The sequence below is a fragment of the Rossellomorea oryzaecorticis genome (assembly GCF_038405515.1).
Classification (GTDB): domain Bacteria; phylum Bacillota; class Bacilli; order Bacillales; family Bacillaceae_B; genus Rossellomorea; species Rossellomorea oryzaecorticis_A.
In genome coordinates, this window is record NZ_JBBYAF010000023.1 from 41,155 (window position 1) to 58,005 (window position 16,851).

A 16,851-nucleotide genomic window follows, 5' to 3' on the forward strand; every position below is an offset into this window, starting at 1 on the left:
AGTATTTGAGAATATAATGGAAATCTTTTAATTCTTATCCAGATTCACACAGAAATATGTTAAAATATTCAAAGTGAATGATGAAAGGTGAGAATAATGAAAAAGATTATCGCATCAGGAATGACTTTGTTTTTATTGACTGCATGTTCAAATGAACCTGCAAATGTATCAAAAGAACCTGCCCCGGCAGAAGATTCGGAAGATAAAATAGAAAATATGGAAGAAACAGATGTTATTGAAACAGAAGACAATCAAGAAGACAAACCCGCTTCAGAAGAGGCAGAAGAAGTGGTACAAGAACCGCAATACAAAATAAACGAAAACAATTGGAGCATTGAACCCATAGCTGATCAAAATGCCAACGTAGTGCTATTGACGATTGATGATGCTCCTGATAAACACGCTTTAAAAATGGCTGAAGATCTGAAAGCGATCGATGCCCCGGCGATCTTTTTTGTGAATGGGCATTTTCTTGATACACCTGAGGAAAAAGAGATCTTAAAAAAAATTTACGACATGGGATTTGTGATAGGCAACCATACGTATAGTCATAGTGCACTGCCGGACCTTTCCCTTGAAAAACAAAAAGAAGAAATCATTTCATTAAGTGACCTGGTCGAATCAATTACCGGAGAGCGCCCCAAGTTCTTCAGAGCTCCTTTTGGGCAGAATACAGATTACAGCAGACAGATTGCAGCAGAAGAAAAAATGGCCTTGATGAATTGGACGTACGGCTATGATTGGGAAAAGCAATATCAAACGAAAGAAGCGATAGCGGACATTATGGTCAACAACCCGTTTCTGAATGCCGGTGCAAACCTCCTCATGCACGACCGCACATGGACGAGTGAAGCATTGACTGACATCGTAAAAGGACTAAGGGAAAAAGGCTACGAAACCCTCGACCCAAACAAAATCCAAACTCCATAACTACTTAAACCTGAATGTATATCGTTCAGGTTTTTTTATGATCTCTCTTCCTCAATCAATAATAATTTTTCTAATAACTCTTTTGAACGGACTGATTTTATTGAATCTTTTCCAGTTTCTTTAAGGTATGGGTTATTTGTATTCAGCTCGTTCCAGCAGTTGATTGGAGTGCAAGACGAAGACTCCTGCGGGAGAAGTGACTAATGTGAGACCCCGCAGGCAAAGCCGAGGAGGCTCACGGGTCACCCGCGGAAAGCGAAGTCTTGCACGGAAATCAACTGCGGTGATTAGAAGTCCACCAATCAAGGTCTTTAAAACCCATACCTCGCATATATTTAATTAATATGATTAATTAAAAGAATAAAAACTTAAATATGTTATACAATTTAAGGTTGATTTTTTAAATGTGTTATATTATTATAGAATCAAGTTAAATAAAACGCTTACAAAACATCATTAAAGGAGAGGAAAAAAAGATGGGAACAATTGTTTGTCAATCATGCCTGAATACCATTGAACACTACGAAGATGAGAAGGTTTCTGTTTTATTCTCTAATTGCTGCGAATGTAATGATGATGTAGAAATAGACGATTAATTTTTTCGGGAGACACGGTTATTTGACCGACAGACTTAATGGGGTAATCATATAGTAAAAGGTGAAGAAGCCTGGTCTTCTTCACCTTTTTTATTTAGGATAATGCAAAGGAAGAGACCCCGGAATGAATAATGGGGTCTCTAAAATGGACGGATTATCGGATTGCACGATGTTCCTTTATTACTCGCAAATGCCGCAGATCATAATCCTCAGGCCCTTGAACGGGCAGGCCAGCTTCGATATTGGTTTTAATGTAATTGATGTTTTCTGTTGTTATGATTTCACCGGGTATGAAAATCGGAATGCCTGGAGGGTATACCATGATAAACTCAGCAATCGTTCGCCCGGCAGATTCGTCAATTGGAATGACTTCTGTGTCTGCATAGAATGCATCTCTTGGTGTGATTGCCAGAACAGGGATATCAGGCAGCATAACGGTTACAGGAGTGATATCTCCATGTTTTTTTAATTGACTCGCGAGCTCCCTTAGGGCAGTGACTAACTGGTTGCCTTCGGCTTCTGTATCCCCCGGGGTGATGATACAGAGGATATTATAAAGATCGGACATTTCCACCTCTATATTATAAGCCTCCCGCAGCCATTTTTCAGCGTCGAAACCACTTATCCCCAGTTCTTTTACCGATACGATCAATTTTGTAGGGTCATAATCATGTGTAGCCTTCGTCCCAAGGATTTCCTTGCCGACACAGTTAAGTCCTTCAATGGTATTGATCTCATCTCTGATTTTTTCAGATAACTTTATGGTTGCACTGATCAGCTCATGTCCTTCCGTTGCAAGACGCTTCCTTGCTACATCCAATGATGCGAGCAGCAGGTAAGAGGTGGAAGTGGTCGTCAACATGCTTAAGATGGTTTGGACCCTTTTCGCTGAAACGAGTCCTTCTTTCATGTTCAATACCGAGCTTTGAGTCATTGAACCGCCAAGCTTGTGTACACTTGTCGCTGCCAGGTCTGCACCCGCCTGCATGGCAGAGAGGGGTAAATCATCATGGAAGTGAATATGAACTCCATGCGCTTCATCGACCAGAACTGGTACGTCATAAGAATGAGCGATTTCAACGATCTGTTTCAAGTCAGCAGAAATTCCAAAATAGGTGGGATTGATGACCAGGACACCTTTTGCATCAGGATGCTGTTCCAATGCTTTAGAAACTGCATCAGTTGTGATTCCGTGGGAAATTCCCAAATCTTCATCGATGTCCGGATGTATGAAGATAGGGGTCGCGCCTGAGAAAACAATCGCAGACATGACGGACTTGTGAACGTTTCTTGGAACGATGATTTTATCTCCAGGACCACATACACTCATCACCATGGTCATGATGGCACCGCTTGTTCCTTGAACCGAAAAAAATGTGTGGTCGGCACCAAATGCTGCTGCTGCCAGGTCTTGTGCTTTTTTAATCATTCCTTTTGGCTGATGCAAATCATCCAAGGGACCGATGTTGATGAGATCGATACTGAGGGCATTTTCCCCGATGAATTCTTTAAATTCAGGATCCATGCCGGCCCCTTTCTTATGACCGGGGATGTGAAACTGCACTGGATTCTTCTTACTATGTTCAATTAAGCCGGTAAACAACGGCGTTTCATTTTGAGACAATTCATTCAACACCTCTTTAAGTATGATTGTGTATATTTACAACGATGATCCGGTTTTTGAAAAACAGGATTTCATTTTCCATTGTAGTCTTTTTTCAAACAAAAGAATTATAGCATTTAGGTTTTTCTTTGCATAGTGGTATTTGCCCATACTACAATCATTTTAATCATACTTGAAGGAAATTATTTATCTTATAAAGAATACGTGTATATGGGAGGGGTCAAATTGAACTGGACGACTCGAGTAACAGAATTATTAAACATCAAATATCCCATCATTCAGGGAGGGCTTGCTCATTTGGCATATGCGGAACTTGCAGCTGCAGTATCGAATGCAGGGGGGCTGGGTCAAATAACAGCAATGTCCCTTGATCACCCTGAAGAGCTAAGGGAAGAAATCAGGAAAGTGAAGAAGTTGACTGACAAGCCTTTTGGTGTCAATTTTGCCATTGGACAGCATGGCCGTCCATTCGGGGGATTTGTTGAGGCAGCTATCGAAGAAAAAGTTCCTGTGGTCTCGATTACAGGGGGGAACCCGGCGCCGTTATTTAAACAGCTGGAAGGGACAAGTATCATAAAGCTGGTCCTGGTGGCATCTAAAAGACAAGCCATGAAAGCTGAACAGTTAGGTGCAGATGCTGTCATGGCTGTCGGACATGAGGGAGGAGGCCATTTAGGTAAAGACGATATAGGAACGTTCGTATTGATCCCTGGAGTAGTGGATGCCGTCTCGATACCTGTCATCGCTTCTGGAGGCATCGGGGATGGACGGGGATTGATGGCTGCTTTAAGCTTCGGGGCAGAGGGAGTGGAGATGGGCACAAGATTTATAGCGACTAAGGAATGTGTGCATGCTTCTGATGAATATAAAAGAGCCTTGTTAGAGGGCAGCGAGAATGATACAGTAGTGATTAAACGTTCTCTCGGTGCCCCGGCAAGGGCTATTTCAAACTCCTGGACCGAAAAAATCCTACAGGCAGAACAAGCTGGCTCAGGGTACGAAGGATTAAAAACGTTAATCAGCGGGGATGCTAATAAGCGTTATATTTATAATGGCACGAAGGAAGAGGGATTTGGATGGGCCGGTCAGGTAATGGGGCTGATCAATGATATCCCGACCGTTGATTTCCTGATTCAGAGAATGGTCAGCGAGGCAGAGCAAATCCGCAGAAAATGGAATTAATCAAGGAGCTGTTGCATCAAATGGAATATCAATATCCTTTCTCGATAGATTGGAAAACCGAAGAAGTTATTGACGTCATCGCTTTCTTTGAAGCTGTAGAAAAAGCGTATGAAAAAGGAATAAAAAAAGAGGACTTGATGGTTCGTTACCGAAAATTCAAAGAGATTGTTCCGAGTAAATCTGAGGAGAAAAATATCTGCGGTGAATTTGAAGAATCGAGCGGATATTCCTCTTATCAAGTAGTAAAGAAGATGAAAGATGCCGGTGAATCCGACATAATCACAATGAATTAAAAAGCGACCGCCCGCGGGCGGTCGCTTTTTAATTGAATGATGGTTTAGTTCATTTTATAAAGGGGTAAAAGTGTTTCAAAGACACTATCAATTTTATGGATCAGCTCTTCACCGCTAAGTTCAGTCACTGTTTCACGATCCAAGTGAACACCGCACAGAAGTTCAGCTTTCTTTACCTTTTGCACCCTTTCAGTTAATGAAAGGAATTCGTCCCGGGACATAGAAGAAAATTTTACAGCTTCCGGCTTTGTATGATCACCTGACCATACATAGTGCGGAGGAATAATCTTTCTTATCTTATCAGCATTTTCTTCGATTTTTTTACCGAATTCTGCTTTATGGGGTGCTTCATAGATCATCGCGAACCAGACGAAAAGATGGGTTCCCCATAAACCAATTTGAAAGTGAGGGTGTTTCTTATAGCCGCGTTTATTGTTGGCGAAGGCTACCCAGGTATCATCTGGAGGGTTTACAGAACGCCGTGCGTGCTTCGCTACATGATGAAACATTTCGTCTCCAGTTAAGGTGCTGAGAGCAGGTGAGAAATATTCTCCCAGGTATTCAAGGTTAGGGCGGATATGCTGTTGAATGGCTTCCATTCTATTTTCTAATCCTTTAATTGTGAACACATCAAAATCATTGTCAGTAAATCCGTTGAATTTCATAGTGCAGCCTCCTTGTCTAATGTTCATATTTTAACACATCGATATGGAGGAAATGTACTAATGAGCTTGTTCATTAGGTGTCTGCACATTTTAGTTACAATATAAGAGGAAATTTCATAATATGTATTAAATATTATCAGAACAATCAGATAAATCGAAAAACACGGAAGGGGTGTATGACCTTGAAACAGGTAATGAACACGTCAAAAAAACGTGATGTCCAGCAGCAGCGTTTAAATGTATTAAGACTCGAAATGGATTATGAACTAGCTGTATTGTTCGAAGCTATCCAAACAAAAAACAAGGAAAATCAAACAAAGTCAAAAGAAAAACTGATGAATATTCGAGAAGAATTAATGAAAATGAAGGCTTTATAAGCTTTAATCCCTAGAGAGGCTATATAATAAATGATGAAAGTATTCGTAATGAACCGTTGAAGGCGAACTCCTATTTACATAAGTAGAGTTCGCTTTTTTGTCAGTTTTTATAAAGATGAGTAAAGAGTGAAATACTTGAATCCTCACTTTCTTTCCATTAAGCTAAGAAGCTATAGGACCATCAGAGATGAATAATGAAAAAACTGTTTCAGGGTAGAATAAGTCGATAGAAAATATACACTATAGAATGTTTTCACTTAGTATGGGAGGTCAGTAGTGTGACAAAATGGGAAGAATTAGACCAAAATGTTAGAACGTGGATCATGGAAGCAGGAAAGACGATCCGCGAATCATTCAAAGAAGAATTGAATATCAAAACCAAATCCAACCGCAATGATTTGGTCACGAACATGGATGAAGCGACAGAGCGTTACTTTATTGAAAAAATCCGGGGTACATATAAAGATCACAACATTCTCGGTGAAGAAGGATTTGGAGATGAACTGAAAGAATTATCAGGTGTGACATGGATTATTGACCCGATAGACGGCACGATGAATTTTGTTCATCAACAAAGAAACTTTGCCATCTCTATAGGTGTCTATGAAAATCAAGTTGGAGTGCTTGGGTATATCTATGATGTTGTACATGATGAACTGTACCATGCATATCGCGGGAGCGGAGCGTACATGAATGATGTGAAGCTCCCTAAGCTTAGCGATGTACCGGTCGAAGACTCTGTCATTGCCTTGAATGCTCAATGGATGACCACTAACAAACGCATCGATCCAGCAGTATTAGCTCCTCTGGTTCAAAAAGTAAGGGGGACCCGCTCATATGGATCGGCTGCAATCGAAATGGCTTATATAGCCGCGGGAAGGTTGGATGCTTATATAAGTATGCGCTTAGCACCCTGGGATTTCGCGGCAGGCAAAATCCTGATTGAAGAAGTGGGCGGGGTTGTAACGGATTTAGAAGGAAAAGAGCTGGACCCTTTAAATAAAAGTTCTTTATTTGTAGGGAAGCCTGGTCTTCATGAAACGATAATGACCGATTATCTAAAACGCTGATTTGTCATATTGAATAAAAAAATGCTGAATGTGATATCACATTCAGCATTTTTTTATTTATTATTATAATTTGCCTTCTTCGCGGTATCTCTTTTTCGTTGTAAAACCGAATCCCATTATAATGATCAAGGCGACTATGCTGGCCCCTGCAATAAGAGGACTAGCCATGCTTATTGAAATGGCGATACCCATCAGTGATATGGCTGCCAAAATTGAAAACAAAACAAAAATCCATTTAATATTACCCATACAAACACCTCCGCCACTATGTATTTCATCCGATTTTATGTGAATATTAAGTTAAAAAAAGAATAGGAAATGAAATGGCTTACTTAAATTCTACCTAGAAGGCAGAGAATGTGCAATGGCAAATTAGATTCCCACTGAAATTTCACTCTGTGGAAACTTTTTGATTACATGTCATCTACCTAGATAATATCCAGTTTAAGTGATTGCTTCAATCTCATTGTACAATATTTATTAGGGGTTTTCAGGGGTGCTGTGCTATAATGGTCTAGTTGAACAAAAATATTCTTATCTTTAGCCTTCTAGGAAAGAAATCCAATATATTCAGGAGTGGAAATATGAACTTAAGAAATGATCTTAGAAATATTGCTATTATTGCTCACGTTGACCACGGAAAAACAACTTTAGTGGATGAGCTTTTAAAGCAATCTGGAATCTTCCGCGAAAACGAGCAAGTTTCAGAACGTGCGATGGATTCAAATGATTTGGAAAGAGAACGCGGTATTACAATCTTAGCGAAAAATACGGCGATTCAATATAAAGATTCACGTATTAACATTCTTGATACACCGGGACACGCAGACTTCGGCGGCGAAGTTGAACGTATCATGAAGATGGTAGATGGTGTTTTACTAGTAGTTGACGCATATGAAGGTTGTATGCCTCAAACACGTTTCGTCCTAAAAAAAGCGCTTGAACAAAATCTTACACCAATCGTTGTTGTAAATAAGATTGACAAGCCATCAGCGCGTCCAGAAGAAGTAATTGATGAAGTACTGGAATTATTCATTGAACTGGATGCAAATGATGAACAGCTTGAATTCCCGGTTGTGTATGCTTCTGCCATCAATGGTACCGCAAGCACTGACCCGGACCCTGAAAAACAAGACGAAAACATGCAGTGTTTATATGACTCAATCATCGAGCACATCCCTGCACCAGTTGATAACTCTGAAGAACCGCTTCAATTCCAGGTAGCGCTGCTTGACTACAATGATTATGTCGGCCGTATCGGAATCGGTCGTGTGTTCAGAGGAACGATGAAGGTTGGTCAGCAGGTAGCACTGATGAAGCTTGACGGCTCTGTGAAGCAGTTCCGTGTAACCAAAATCTTCGGTTTCTTCGGATTAAAACGTGAAGAGATCCAAGAAGCAAAAGCTGGTGATTTGATTGCTGTTTCCGGAATGGAAGACATTAACGTCGGTGAAACAGTTTGTCCGGTTGAACATCAAGATCAACTTCCGGTTCTGCGTATTGACGAGCCAACACTACAAATGACATTCCTTGTGAACAACAGTCCGTTTGCAGGAAGAGAAGGTAAATACGTTACTTCAAGGAAAATTGAAGAGCGTTTATTGGCTCAACTTCAGACAGATGTAAGTTTACGTGTTGAGCCAACAGACTCTCCTGATGCATGGACGGTTTCAGGCCGTGGAGAGCTTCACCTTTCCATCCTGATTGAGAACATGCGCCGTGAAGGATACGAATTACAGGTTTCTAAACCACAGGTAATCATCAGAGAAGTTGATGGTGTGAAGAGTGAGCCTGTTGAACGTGTTCAAATTGATATCCCTGAAGAATACATGGGTGGGGTCATTGAATCACTTGGTCAGCGTAAAGGCGAAATGCTTGATATGGTGAACAATGGTAATGGACAAGTCCGTTTGGTATTTATGGTTCCTGCACGTGGATTAATCGGTTATTCAACCGAGTTTATGACCCTTACACGTGGATATGGGATCATCAACCACACTTTTGACAGCTATCAGCCGCTGCAAAAAGGGCGTGTCGGTGGACGTCGTCAAGGTGTATTGGTTTCAATGGAAACAGGTAAAACATCACAATACGGAATCATGCAAGTGGAAGATCGCGGAATTATCTTCGTTGAAGCAGGTACAGAAATCTATGGCGGTATGATCGTTGGGGAACATACGAGAGAAAATGATATTACCGTTAATATCACGAAGGTTAAACAAGCGACAAACGTTCGTTCTGCCAACAAGGATCAAACCGTTACGATTAAGAAGGCAAGAATCATGACGTTGGAAGAATCCCTTGAATATCTGAACGATGACGAGTATTGTGAAGTAACACCTGAATCAATTCGTCTCCGCAAAAAGATTCTGGATAAGAATGAACGTGAAAGAGCGGAAAAGAAGAGCAAGGTATCTCAATAAACTAAGTGAAGGGGGAGCAGGAAATGGATGTAACTGAGCGTTTATCCTTTTTCGCATCCCTTTACCGTGTTGATCAAAATGCGGAAATGGGTATGTGGCTGCTTTACTTGACCATAGTAGGACTCTCTATTTTAGTTTATAAGCTTGGCTTTGCCAAAAAGCTGCCGCTATTAAAATCGATTGTGATTTATCTATTCTTGATTGTCGGTTGTACCGTACTGACTTTCTTGGGAATATTCTTACCGGTTGCAGAGGGTCTTGTGGTAGCGGCTCTTATATTGATTATTTATAAGGTCCGTCTAAATAATGAAAAGAAAAAAGGAAATGTATAAGAAAAGCTGCAGTCTTTGAGGACTGCAGCTTTTTGTAATTTGGTTTGTTAACACCGCTGTTGATTTCCGTGCAAGACTTCGCTTTCCGCGGGTGACCCGTGAGCCTCCTCGTCGCTATGCTCCTGCGGGATAGAAAAGCGGAGGGGCTTTGCCCAGAGGCGGGTGGCATAAGGCGAATCGTCCACGAAGGCGTTCTTTTCCTTCTTGGACGAGTTGACTTATGACATGTGCCTCTAAGCCCCAGAACTGGACACGTCTCACATTGGCCACTTCTCCCGCAGGAGTCTTCGTCTTGCACTCCAATCAACAGCTAGATATCCATCATAGAATAAACTTCTCTAGACCTTAACAAGAAGTCAGCCTCTTTATTAAATAATTAAGTAGCGGAAGGGAAACACCGTACACCAGGTGTCCGAGGAACCATAGTGCAATGCCTGAAGGGTCATAGATACCCGGGACTTCCTTGATGGCTAGGTACGAGAGCGGAAAATATAAGAAGAACGCGGGCAGGGTTAGAGCAAATGAAAGTATCCATACGGCCCGTCCTGTAAGTTTAAATTGATGAACCAATTTAACAAATATGATTCCGATCAAACAGGAAATGATTAAATGGAACAGGAATTCTACCCACTCTGCCCACCGCACGTCTCCTAGATAGGGGATAAAATCAACATTCAAGAGCAGTATATAAACGTTTATACCTGTCAATGACTGCAAGGATTTAAGTATCATCCCCAAGAGGATTCCAGATGCTATCCCGATTCCGATTCCCTTCATGTAATGCTTAGAAGTCATCTTCTACTTTTGGGGAGCGGTATAATTTGAAATTGCCTGTTGCAGCACGTTCTTCCGTTTTTTCCGTGATTCGTTTGTGGCATGGATCACACATATAAGTATGGATAGGTCTGTTTCGAAGCCTTTTGGCTTGAAGAGAATAATCATCGATATTTTCTATTACTTCACATAAAGCACATTTTACACGCATTAAAACACCCCATTGCTTTTTTCTCTCATATGATATCTCTTTTCAGTATATCATGTAGTATGGGCAAACGCTTAGAAATACTTTCACTTCCGTTTTTTAATACTGCATCTATTGATGTATAATGATATCGAAGCAACAAAAAAGAAGGACAATTAAAATGTCTTCACGAATTGTCATATGTATAGGCATACCTATAGATGGTTCCTATATGTTGAAAAGAGATACAGTGAAGTACATGGAGGAGGGAATTGTATGGCTAATCAAGTGGAACCTGGCTTAATTCCGGTACTATTCGAAGAACTTCAATCTGAACGCTTTGTGACCCTGTCCACCGTGGATCATGAAACTGGAGGACCAAATGTAAATGCAGTTTCATGGATTTTGGCAAAGGATGAGGAGACAGTGCTTTTCACTGTGAATAGAAAGTCTAAAATCGTTGAAAATATTAATAAAAATCCGCTTGCTGTCATTAATTTGATTGCGAATGAATCCACTTACTCAATCAGCGGAAGAGCGGAAATTCAAGAGCCGCTCCTTCAAGGTGTACCCCTGAAACTCACGTTGATCAAGCTGGCCATTGATGAGGTCAGAGATGTGATGTTTTATGGTTCGAAGATCTCAACTGAGCCTGCTTATGAGAAGACATATGATAAAGCGGCCGCTGACCGACTGGACCGCCAAGTAATTGAAGCCATGAAAAAAGCTTGAGAATAGCTTTTTCATGGCTTTTTATATCGAGGTTTATTCGATGTGATGTTCACTCTGGTCTTCTTGTTCTTTATTTAATTGATTTTCTTTTTTCTGATTCATTTTTTTCCTCGGTTCTTTTGGTGCATTTTCAGGATCAGTCTGTTTCAATGAACGCGGGATTTCGGGCATGAGTCTTCCGGAAATATCAGAAAGTTCATTCATGATTCCTTGTCCAGGCTCCCCACGCTGGATATCTTTGCTGATTTCTTTTAACCGGGCTGTGATGTCCGGATCAGCAACAACGATTGCCTGTGCACCATAGGGGTCATCTTTTAGGGCTTCTGCTACAGAATATTTTATGGATCCGACTTGAGAACGTTCAACGTCTGAATCCACATCGATTCCAACAAAAGCATATTTACCTATTACCACTGCTGTCGCGTCTTTTACATCGGGTACGCTTGTAGTCAGGTTCACCAGATGTTTTGAAATTTGCTGACCCGTCTTTCTTTCAACATGCTGTATGTTACTGTCTTGCACCGTGATTGGTTTATTACTATCAGAATTCCGATTCTTTTCATACCCTGCCTCATTCTTATTGGCACATGCAGGGAGAATGAGCGCAAGTATAAGCAGAGAGATGAATTTGTTCATGTCCTTACCTCCCAAATTAAGATCAATATCTATTCTTATTGTGTAATTTTCTTCTATCTTTATACGTTTATTCATATATTTTAAGAAACGGGCCGTCCTAATTAAGTCGCTGGGAATAACCGGATGAACTTTGGCTACATACAATAGTAATAAGAAATGAGGAGCAGGAGGCATCGATTTGAAAAAAATTTATGTATTAGATACCAATGTCTTATTACAAGATCCACAAGCCATCTTTTCGTTTCAGGACAATGAGGTGGTTATACCAGCAGTCGTATTAGAAGAAGTGGACTCCAAAAAGCGTTATATGGATGAAATCGGACGAAACGCAAGACATGTATCAAAATTGATCGATAACTTAAGACAGGAAGGAAAGCTCCACGAAAAGATCCCTTTATATACCGGGGGTTCTCTGAGAATTGAATTAAACCATCGATCCTTCCAAGAGCTTCAAGACATATTTGTAGAGAAGACAAATGATAACCGCATTTTAGCTGTGGCAAAAAACCTTTCTTTAGAGGAAGAGGCCAAAGAAAACGGAAAGTCCGTTATATTGGTGAGCAAGGACACCCTGGTCAGGGTTAAAGCCGACGCTCTGGGTTTACAGGCAGAGGACTTTTTAAGTGATCGGGTAGTGGAAGTCAATGATATATATACTGGGTTTAATGAGTTATATATAGATAAGGAATTCGTGAACAAGTTTTATGAAAAAGGGGAATTGACCCTTACAGATATAACCCGTCAGCGGTTTTATTCACATGAGTTCATCATCATGAAAGATGCTTTGGGAAGCTCGGCTTCCGCCCTGGGTATGGTGGATGACTCGGGAACGAAAGTAAAAAAGTTGGTGTATGACCATGATCATATGTGGGGTATCAAAGCTAGAAATGTGCAGCAGACAATGGCAACCGAGCTTCTGCTCCGAGACGATATTTCACTCGTGACAATGATAGGGAAAGCTGGGACAGGTAAAACTTTATTGGCACTCGCAGCAGGACTTCTGCAAACAGAGGATTTTCATAAGTTCAACAAGCTTCTGGTGGCCCGTCCAATTGTGCCTGTAGGAAAAGATATAGGTTATCTGCCGGGTGAGAAGCAAGAAAAGCTCAGACCATGGATGCAGCCGATATATGATAACCTTGAATATCTGTTTAATGTGAAAAAACCAGGTGAACTGGATGACATATTAGCGGGAATGGCATCCATTGAAGTAGAAGCGCTTACCTATATTCGAGGCAGAAGTATTCCTGATCAGTTCATTATAATTGATGAAGCACAAAACCTCACCAAGCATGAAGTGAAAACCATCTTAACCCGGGTGGGGGAAAGAAGTAAAATCGTACTGATGGGAGATCCCGCCCAGATCGATCACCCTTATCTGGATGAATATAATAACGGATTGACGTATGTAGTCGAAAAATTTAAAGATCAGTCGATTGCCGGTCATGTTAAATTGATGAAAGGTGAACGTTCAGGTCTTGCTCAACTTGCAGCCGATCTCTTATAAATAATCCAGTACTAACACCTGCAAATAGATATGGAAAATAAAATACATTTATACCATATGAAAAAACCGGTGCAGGTGTTCCTGTACCGGTTTCATTCGTTTATGTATATAACGTATATCAAGATTGATTATTCCAGACGGAAAGCTTTAACGTGTTTTATCGGATTTTCTTTGTTGGAGCCGTCTTTAAAGATGATATGGATAGGCCCATCTTCCTTGAACGGTTTACCATCCTTTGAAAAACCCAATAACAGGTCATCCGCTTTCTCAATGTCGAAACTGTATTCTCCGGCATCAGTTTCAATGATGATTTCCGAAGCGTTTTCAAGTGGTTCTGCGTTTGCTAGAAAAGGAGTAAAAGGCATGGCAAAGGTTCCATTGAGGACCCTTTCCTTTTCATACTTCTTTTCTGTTTTTAAGGTAGGGGGATAAGTGGCACCCTCCTGGATTTCACGGGACCAATGCTTGGAGACCGCTTTCGTATATTCTTCAAGCTCGTCCTTCATGATACTGCCTTCTTCAAAGAATGTGTTTAAATCAATTTTTCTGTCATCAAAAATCCATACTCCGGAATCTAACGTGATGACAAACTTTACTTTACCTTTTATCGGTACGATGCTTTCCACTACAGATTCCTCCCTTTTCACTAGTTCTAGTATATCGGTTATAAGACAGTTTGTCACATGATTTCATGTAAGCATTTTCACTGTTTTCATTTAATGAAATTAGGGAAACTTACTAGAGAGAGTGAAGGAGAGTGAAGTAAGTATGTCAAATCAGAACCTATTGGAAGAATTAGTTGAGATTGCCAGGTCTTTTGCATCTTATGGGAAGGTGGCAGATTATATTCCTGCACTGAGCGATCAAAACCCGGATGATCTTGCGATTTGTATCTATTCCATTGAAAATGAGTCTTTCTATGCAGGAGATCATTTGAAAAAATTCACACTTCAAAGTATCTCTAAGGTGATCACACTTGCCCTCGTCCTTATGGATAACGGCGAAGAGGAAGTGTTTTCGAAAGTAGGAATGGAGCCAACCGGGGACCCTTTTAATTCTATTGCTAAATTAGAAACCAATAAACCTTCCAAGCCGCTTAATCCTATGATTAATGCAGGTGCTTTAGCAGTCACAAATATGATCAAGGGAGACACGGTAGTAGAAAAATGGGACAGATTGATCGAATTTATAAGTCATTTGACAGGGCAAAAAGTTACATACAATGAAGATGTGGCATATTCAGAATTACAGACAGCGAACTTAAACCGCTCGTTATGCTACTTTATGAAACAGCATGGAGTCATTACGGGGAATGTAGAAGATCTATTAGTGTTATATACGAAACAATGTGCAGTGGAAATGAACTGTGTAGACTTGGCCAAGATAGGTGCGGTCTTTGCAAATGACGGATTAGATCCCGAAAGTGGAAAGCAGCTCATATCAAGGGATGTTGCAAGGATATGTAAAACCTTCATGGTAACGTGCGGTATGTACAATAGTTCAGGGGAATTTGCGATCAAAGTAGGAATCCCTGCGAAGAGTGGTGTTTCCGGCGGGATAATGGGGAGCGTACCCGGCAGGTGCGGGATTGGGATTTTCGGCCCTGCTTTGGATGAAGTCGGGAACAGCTTTGCGGGAGTAAAGCTTCTTGAAGGTCTTAGTGCTAAGTATTCATGGAGTATTTTCTAGAACCGGACCACAATCAGGCGTTTACTGAGATTACCTCCATTCATAAATTCAATCCTTATAAATAAGCTAATTGTTCTTGCAATTTATGCAATTTAACGATAAAATTTTAAGACAGGAATGCTATTTGTTCGGAATGGGGGGATCACTGTGGCGTCAGAAATGACAGTTAATCATCGAGAGAAGGCCTATGAATTATTAAAGGCTGATGCAGAAAAGATTTTACAGCTAATTAAAGTGCAAATGGATAATTTAACGATGCCCCAATGTCCTCTTTATGAGGAAGTATTGGATACCCAAATGTTCGGATTATCTCGTGAAATAGAATTTGCTGTCCGGTTAGGGCTGGTGGATGATCTAGATGGCAAGGAATTGATTGATTCTTTAGAAAGACAACTTTCTGCCCTTCATGAAGCATCCACAAAAAAGTAAAATAGTCATGACAACTCAAACAATACTGCACTCTGTTGTTTGAGTTTTTTTGTAGAGGTACATAAACTAACAGTGCCAAAAAAGAAATGATATAAGAAAAAGGGTTGAATCGTCATGATTAAAAAAATATTGAAGTCCTATGACTATTCGTTGATAGCTGTATATGTATTCCTATGTTTTTTCGGACTGGTAATGGTTTACAGCGCCAGCATGGTAATGGCAGTTGAACGCTTTGGCTGGGAAAGTGACTACTTTTACAAGAAGCAGCTGATAAACGTCATCATTGGATTTACTGCATTTACTATGGCTGCATGGTTTCCCTACAAAGCCTTTCAAGTAGGGAAGATTATTAAAGGACTTATGTTCTTGATCATCATCATGCTTATTTCTGTACATATATTCGGAAGCGAAGTGAATAATGCCAAAAGCTGGCTCAATCTTGGATTCATGCGGATTCAGCCTTCTGAATTCGCTAAGCTTGCGGTCGTCATTTATCTGGGATCTGTTTATTCCAAGAAGCAGGCATATATTAATGACCTGAATCGCGGGCTTGCTCCACCGCTGCTATTTTTAGGGTTCATCTGTTTTATTGTTTTTCTTGAACCGGATTTCGGGACAGCGGCGATCATTTTCGCTATCGGGGCGATAGTCATCATGTGTTCCGGAATAAATTATCGGACATTCTTTAAACTCGCAGGAATCGGGACAGGCTTACTGCTCATCATTTCACCGTTTATTTACTTGGCACGCGGCTTTATCTTCACTGAAGAAAGAATGGGGAGGATCGAAGCTTATCTGTCTCCGTTTAATGATGCCCAGGGTGAAGGGTATCAACTTGTTAATTCCTACCTTGCCATTGGTTCCGGCGGTGTACAGGGGCTGGGGCTTGGACAGAGTGTACAGAAGCTTGGCTATATACCTGAACCGCAGACGGACTTTATCATGGCGATCATTGCTGAAGAATTGGGTGTTTTCGGTGTCGGTTTTGTCATTCTTGGTTTATCATATATTGTATTAAGAGGGATTTATATAGGCGTAAAATGCCAGGACCCATTCGGGACGATGCTTGCCATCGGGATTTCAAGCATGATTGGCATTCAAGCATTCATCAATCTCGGAGGCGTTTCAGGTCTCATCCCGATTACCGGAGTCCCGTTACCATTTATCAGTTATGGCGGTTCGTCATTATTGGTTCTCTCTTTGTCACTTGGGGTTCTTGTCAATGTCTCCATGTTTGTGAAATATGAAGAAAAATATAAAACAAAGAAGGAAAATAGCGAACCTTTGGAGAATATGTCTACAGACAAGAAAATATATGGTGTTAAAATGTAGGTCTCTAATAGAGGATGAAAACTCTATGTCTAGGGTCTGCCCCCTAAGATACGTTAGTATCCATCTTTCGGGT

20 protein-coding genes are annotated in these 16,851 nt (G+C 40.8%); 13 read left to right on the plus strand and 7 right to left on the minus strand.

The window, feature by feature from the left end; genetic code table 11:
* Positions 1-96: 96 nt before the first annotated feature.
* The gene (locus AAEO50_RS12600; RefSeq protein ID WP_341984128.1) at positions 97-930 is read left to right on the plus strand and encodes a polysaccharide deacetylase family protein; all 834 of its coding nucleotides are present in this window, start codon (positions 97-99) and stop codon (positions 928-930) included.
* Positions 931-1,406: 476 nt separating this feature from the next.
* The gene (locus AAEO50_RS12605) at positions 1,407-1,526 is read left to right on the plus strand and encodes a GapA-binding peptide SR1P (RefSeq protein WP_074439988.1); all 120 of its coding nucleotides are present in this window, start codon (positions 1,407-1,409) and stop codon (positions 1,524-1,526) included.
* Between the two features lie 154 nt (positions 1,527-1,680).
* Here AAEO50_RS12605 and AAEO50_RS12610 read toward each other — a convergent pair whose 3' ends face one another.
* Complete coding sequence (locus tag AAEO50_RS12610) at positions 1,681-3,150, minus strand: aminotransferase class I/II-fold pyridoxal phosphate-dependent enzyme (protein ID WP_341984132.1); 1,470 nt, start codon at positions 3,148-3,150, stop codon at positions 1,681-1,683.
* A 225-nt stretch (positions 3,151-3,375) separates the two neighbouring features.
* Between AAEO50_RS12610 and AAEO50_RS12615 the strand changes: the two genes are divergently transcribed.
* Complete coding sequence (locus AAEO50_RS12615) at positions 3,376-4,332, plus strand: nitronate monooxygenase family protein (RefSeq protein WP_341984134.1); 957 nt, start codon at positions 3,376-3,378, stop codon at positions 4,330-4,332.
* Between the two features lie 20 nt (positions 4,333-4,352).
* The gene (locus AAEO50_RS12620; RefSeq protein WP_341984181.1) at positions 4,353-4,625 is read left to right on the plus strand and encodes a UPF0223 family protein; all 273 of its coding nucleotides are present in this window, start codon (positions 4,353-4,355) and stop codon (positions 4,623-4,625) included.
* Positions 4,626-4,669: 44 nt separating this feature from the next.
* Here AAEO50_RS12620 and AAEO50_RS12625 read toward each other — a convergent pair whose 3' ends face one another.
* A complete protein-coding gene (locus AAEO50_RS12625; RefSeq protein ID WP_341984136.1) occupies positions 4,670-5,290 on the minus strand; it encodes a DUF1054 domain-containing protein in 621 nt (206 codons plus the stop codon).
* Between the two features lie 176 nt (positions 5,291-5,466).
* Between AAEO50_RS12625 and AAEO50_RS12630 the strand changes: the two genes are divergently transcribed.
* Both AAEO50_RS12630 and AAEO50_RS12635 read left to right on the plus strand, forming a co-directional pair.
* A complete protein-coding gene (locus tag AAEO50_RS12630; protein WP_341984138.1) occupies positions 5,467-5,667 on the plus strand; it encodes a hypothetical protein in 201 nt (66 codons plus the stop codon).
* Between the two features lie 278 nt (positions 5,668-5,945).
* Positions 5,946-6,737, plus strand: coding sequence for an inositol monophosphatase family protein (locus AAEO50_RS12635; RefSeq protein WP_341984140.1), 792 nt, complete (start codon positions 5,946-5,948; stop codon positions 6,735-6,737).
* Between the two features lie 63 nt (positions 6,738-6,800).
* Here AAEO50_RS12635 and AAEO50_RS12640 read toward each other — a convergent pair whose 3' ends face one another.
* Entirely contained in the window at positions 6,801-6,986 is a 186-nt protein-coding gene (locus tag AAEO50_RS12640) for a YlaF family protein (protein WP_341984142.1), read from the minus strand.
* 335 nt (positions 6,987-7,321) lie between these two features.
* Here AAEO50_RS12640 and typA point away from each other — a divergent pair, with 335 nt between their 5' ends.
* Positions 7,322-9,160 carry a translational GTPase TypA gene (gene typA / locus AAEO50_RS12645; protein ID WP_341984144.1) on the plus strand — a complete coding sequence of 613 codons (1,839 nt, stop codon included), beginning with the start codon at positions 7,322-7,324 and terminating at the stop codon, positions 9,158-9,160.
* A 23-nt stretch (positions 9,161-9,183) separates the two neighbouring features.
* On the plus strand, positions 9,184-9,492 hold the full coding sequence (locus tag AAEO50_RS12650; protein ID WP_341984146.1) for a YlaH-like family protein: 309 nt from the start codon (positions 9,184-9,186) through the stop codon (positions 9,490-9,492).
* 345 nt (positions 9,493-9,837) lie between these two features.
* On the opposite strand, the gene AAEO50_RS12655 is transcribed toward AAEO50_RS12650, so the two are convergent.
* Both AAEO50_RS12655 and AAEO50_RS12660 read right to left on the minus strand, forming a co-directional pair.
* Positions 9,838-10,269, minus strand: a complete 432-nt coding sequence (locus AAEO50_RS12655) for a hypothetical protein (RefSeq protein WP_341984148.1) — start codon at positions 10,267-10,269, stop codon at positions 9,838-9,840.
* A 7-nt stretch (positions 10,270-10,276) separates the two neighbouring features.
* Complete coding sequence (locus AAEO50_RS12660) at positions 10,277-10,477, minus strand: YlaI family protein (protein WP_341984149.1); 201 nt, start codon at positions 10,475-10,477, stop codon at positions 10,277-10,279.
* Positions 10,478-10,729: 252 nt separating this feature from the next.
* Between AAEO50_RS12660 and AAEO50_RS12665 the strand changes: the two genes are divergently transcribed.
* The gene (locus AAEO50_RS12665) at positions 10,730-11,185 is read left to right on the plus strand and encodes a pyridoxamine 5'-phosphate oxidase family protein (RefSeq protein ID WP_341984151.1); all 456 of its coding nucleotides are present in this window, start codon (positions 10,730-10,732) and stop codon (positions 11,183-11,185) included.
* A 33-nt stretch (positions 11,186-11,218) separates the two neighbouring features.
* Here AAEO50_RS12665 and AAEO50_RS12670 read toward each other — a convergent pair whose 3' ends face one another.
* Positions 11,219-11,821: a YhcN/YlaJ family sporulation lipoprotein gene (locus AAEO50_RS12670; RefSeq protein WP_341984153.1), complete on the minus strand. Its 603-nt coding sequence runs from the start codon at positions 11,819-11,821 to the stop codon at positions 11,219-11,221.
* Positions 11,822-11,999: 178 nt separating this feature from the next.
* On the opposite strand from AAEO50_RS12670, the gene AAEO50_RS12675 reads away from it, so the two are divergent.
* Positions 12,000-13,328 carry a PhoH family protein gene (locus AAEO50_RS12675; protein ID WP_341984155.1) on the plus strand — a complete coding sequence of 443 codons (1,329 nt, stop codon included), beginning with the start codon at positions 12,000-12,002 and terminating at the stop codon, positions 13,326-13,328.
* A gap of 128 nt (positions 13,329-13,456) precedes the next feature.
* Here AAEO50_RS12675 and AAEO50_RS12680 read toward each other — a convergent pair whose 3' ends face one another.
* Positions 13,457-13,954: a peptidyl-prolyl cis-trans isomerase gene (locus AAEO50_RS12680; RefSeq protein WP_341984157.1), complete on the minus strand. Its 498-nt coding sequence runs from the start codon at positions 13,952-13,954 to the stop codon at positions 13,457-13,459.
* Positions 13,955-14,096: 142 nt separating this feature from the next.
* On the opposite strand from AAEO50_RS12680, the gene glsA reads away from it, so the two are divergent.
* The 3 genes from glsA to AAEO50_RS12695 all read left to right on the plus strand — a co-directional run bounded on the left by glsA (position 14,097) and on the right by AAEO50_RS12695 (position 16,778).
* Positions 14,097-15,017: a glutaminase A gene (glsA, locus tag AAEO50_RS12685; RefSeq protein WP_341984158.1), complete on the plus strand. Its 921-nt coding sequence runs from the start codon at positions 14,097-14,099 to the stop codon at positions 15,015-15,017.
* A 147-nt stretch (positions 15,018-15,164) separates the two neighbouring features.
* Complete coding sequence (locus AAEO50_RS12690; protein ID WP_341984160.1) at positions 15,165-15,446, plus strand: YlaN family protein; 282 nt, start codon at positions 15,165-15,167, stop codon at positions 15,444-15,446.
* Between the two features lie 114 nt (positions 15,447-15,560).
* On the plus strand, positions 15,561-16,778 hold the full coding sequence (locus AAEO50_RS12695) for an FtsW/RodA/SpoVE family cell cycle protein (RefSeq protein ID WP_341984162.1): 1,218 nt from the start codon (positions 15,561-15,563) through the stop codon (positions 16,776-16,778).
* The last annotated feature ends 73 nt before the right edge of the window (positions 16,779-16,851 follow it).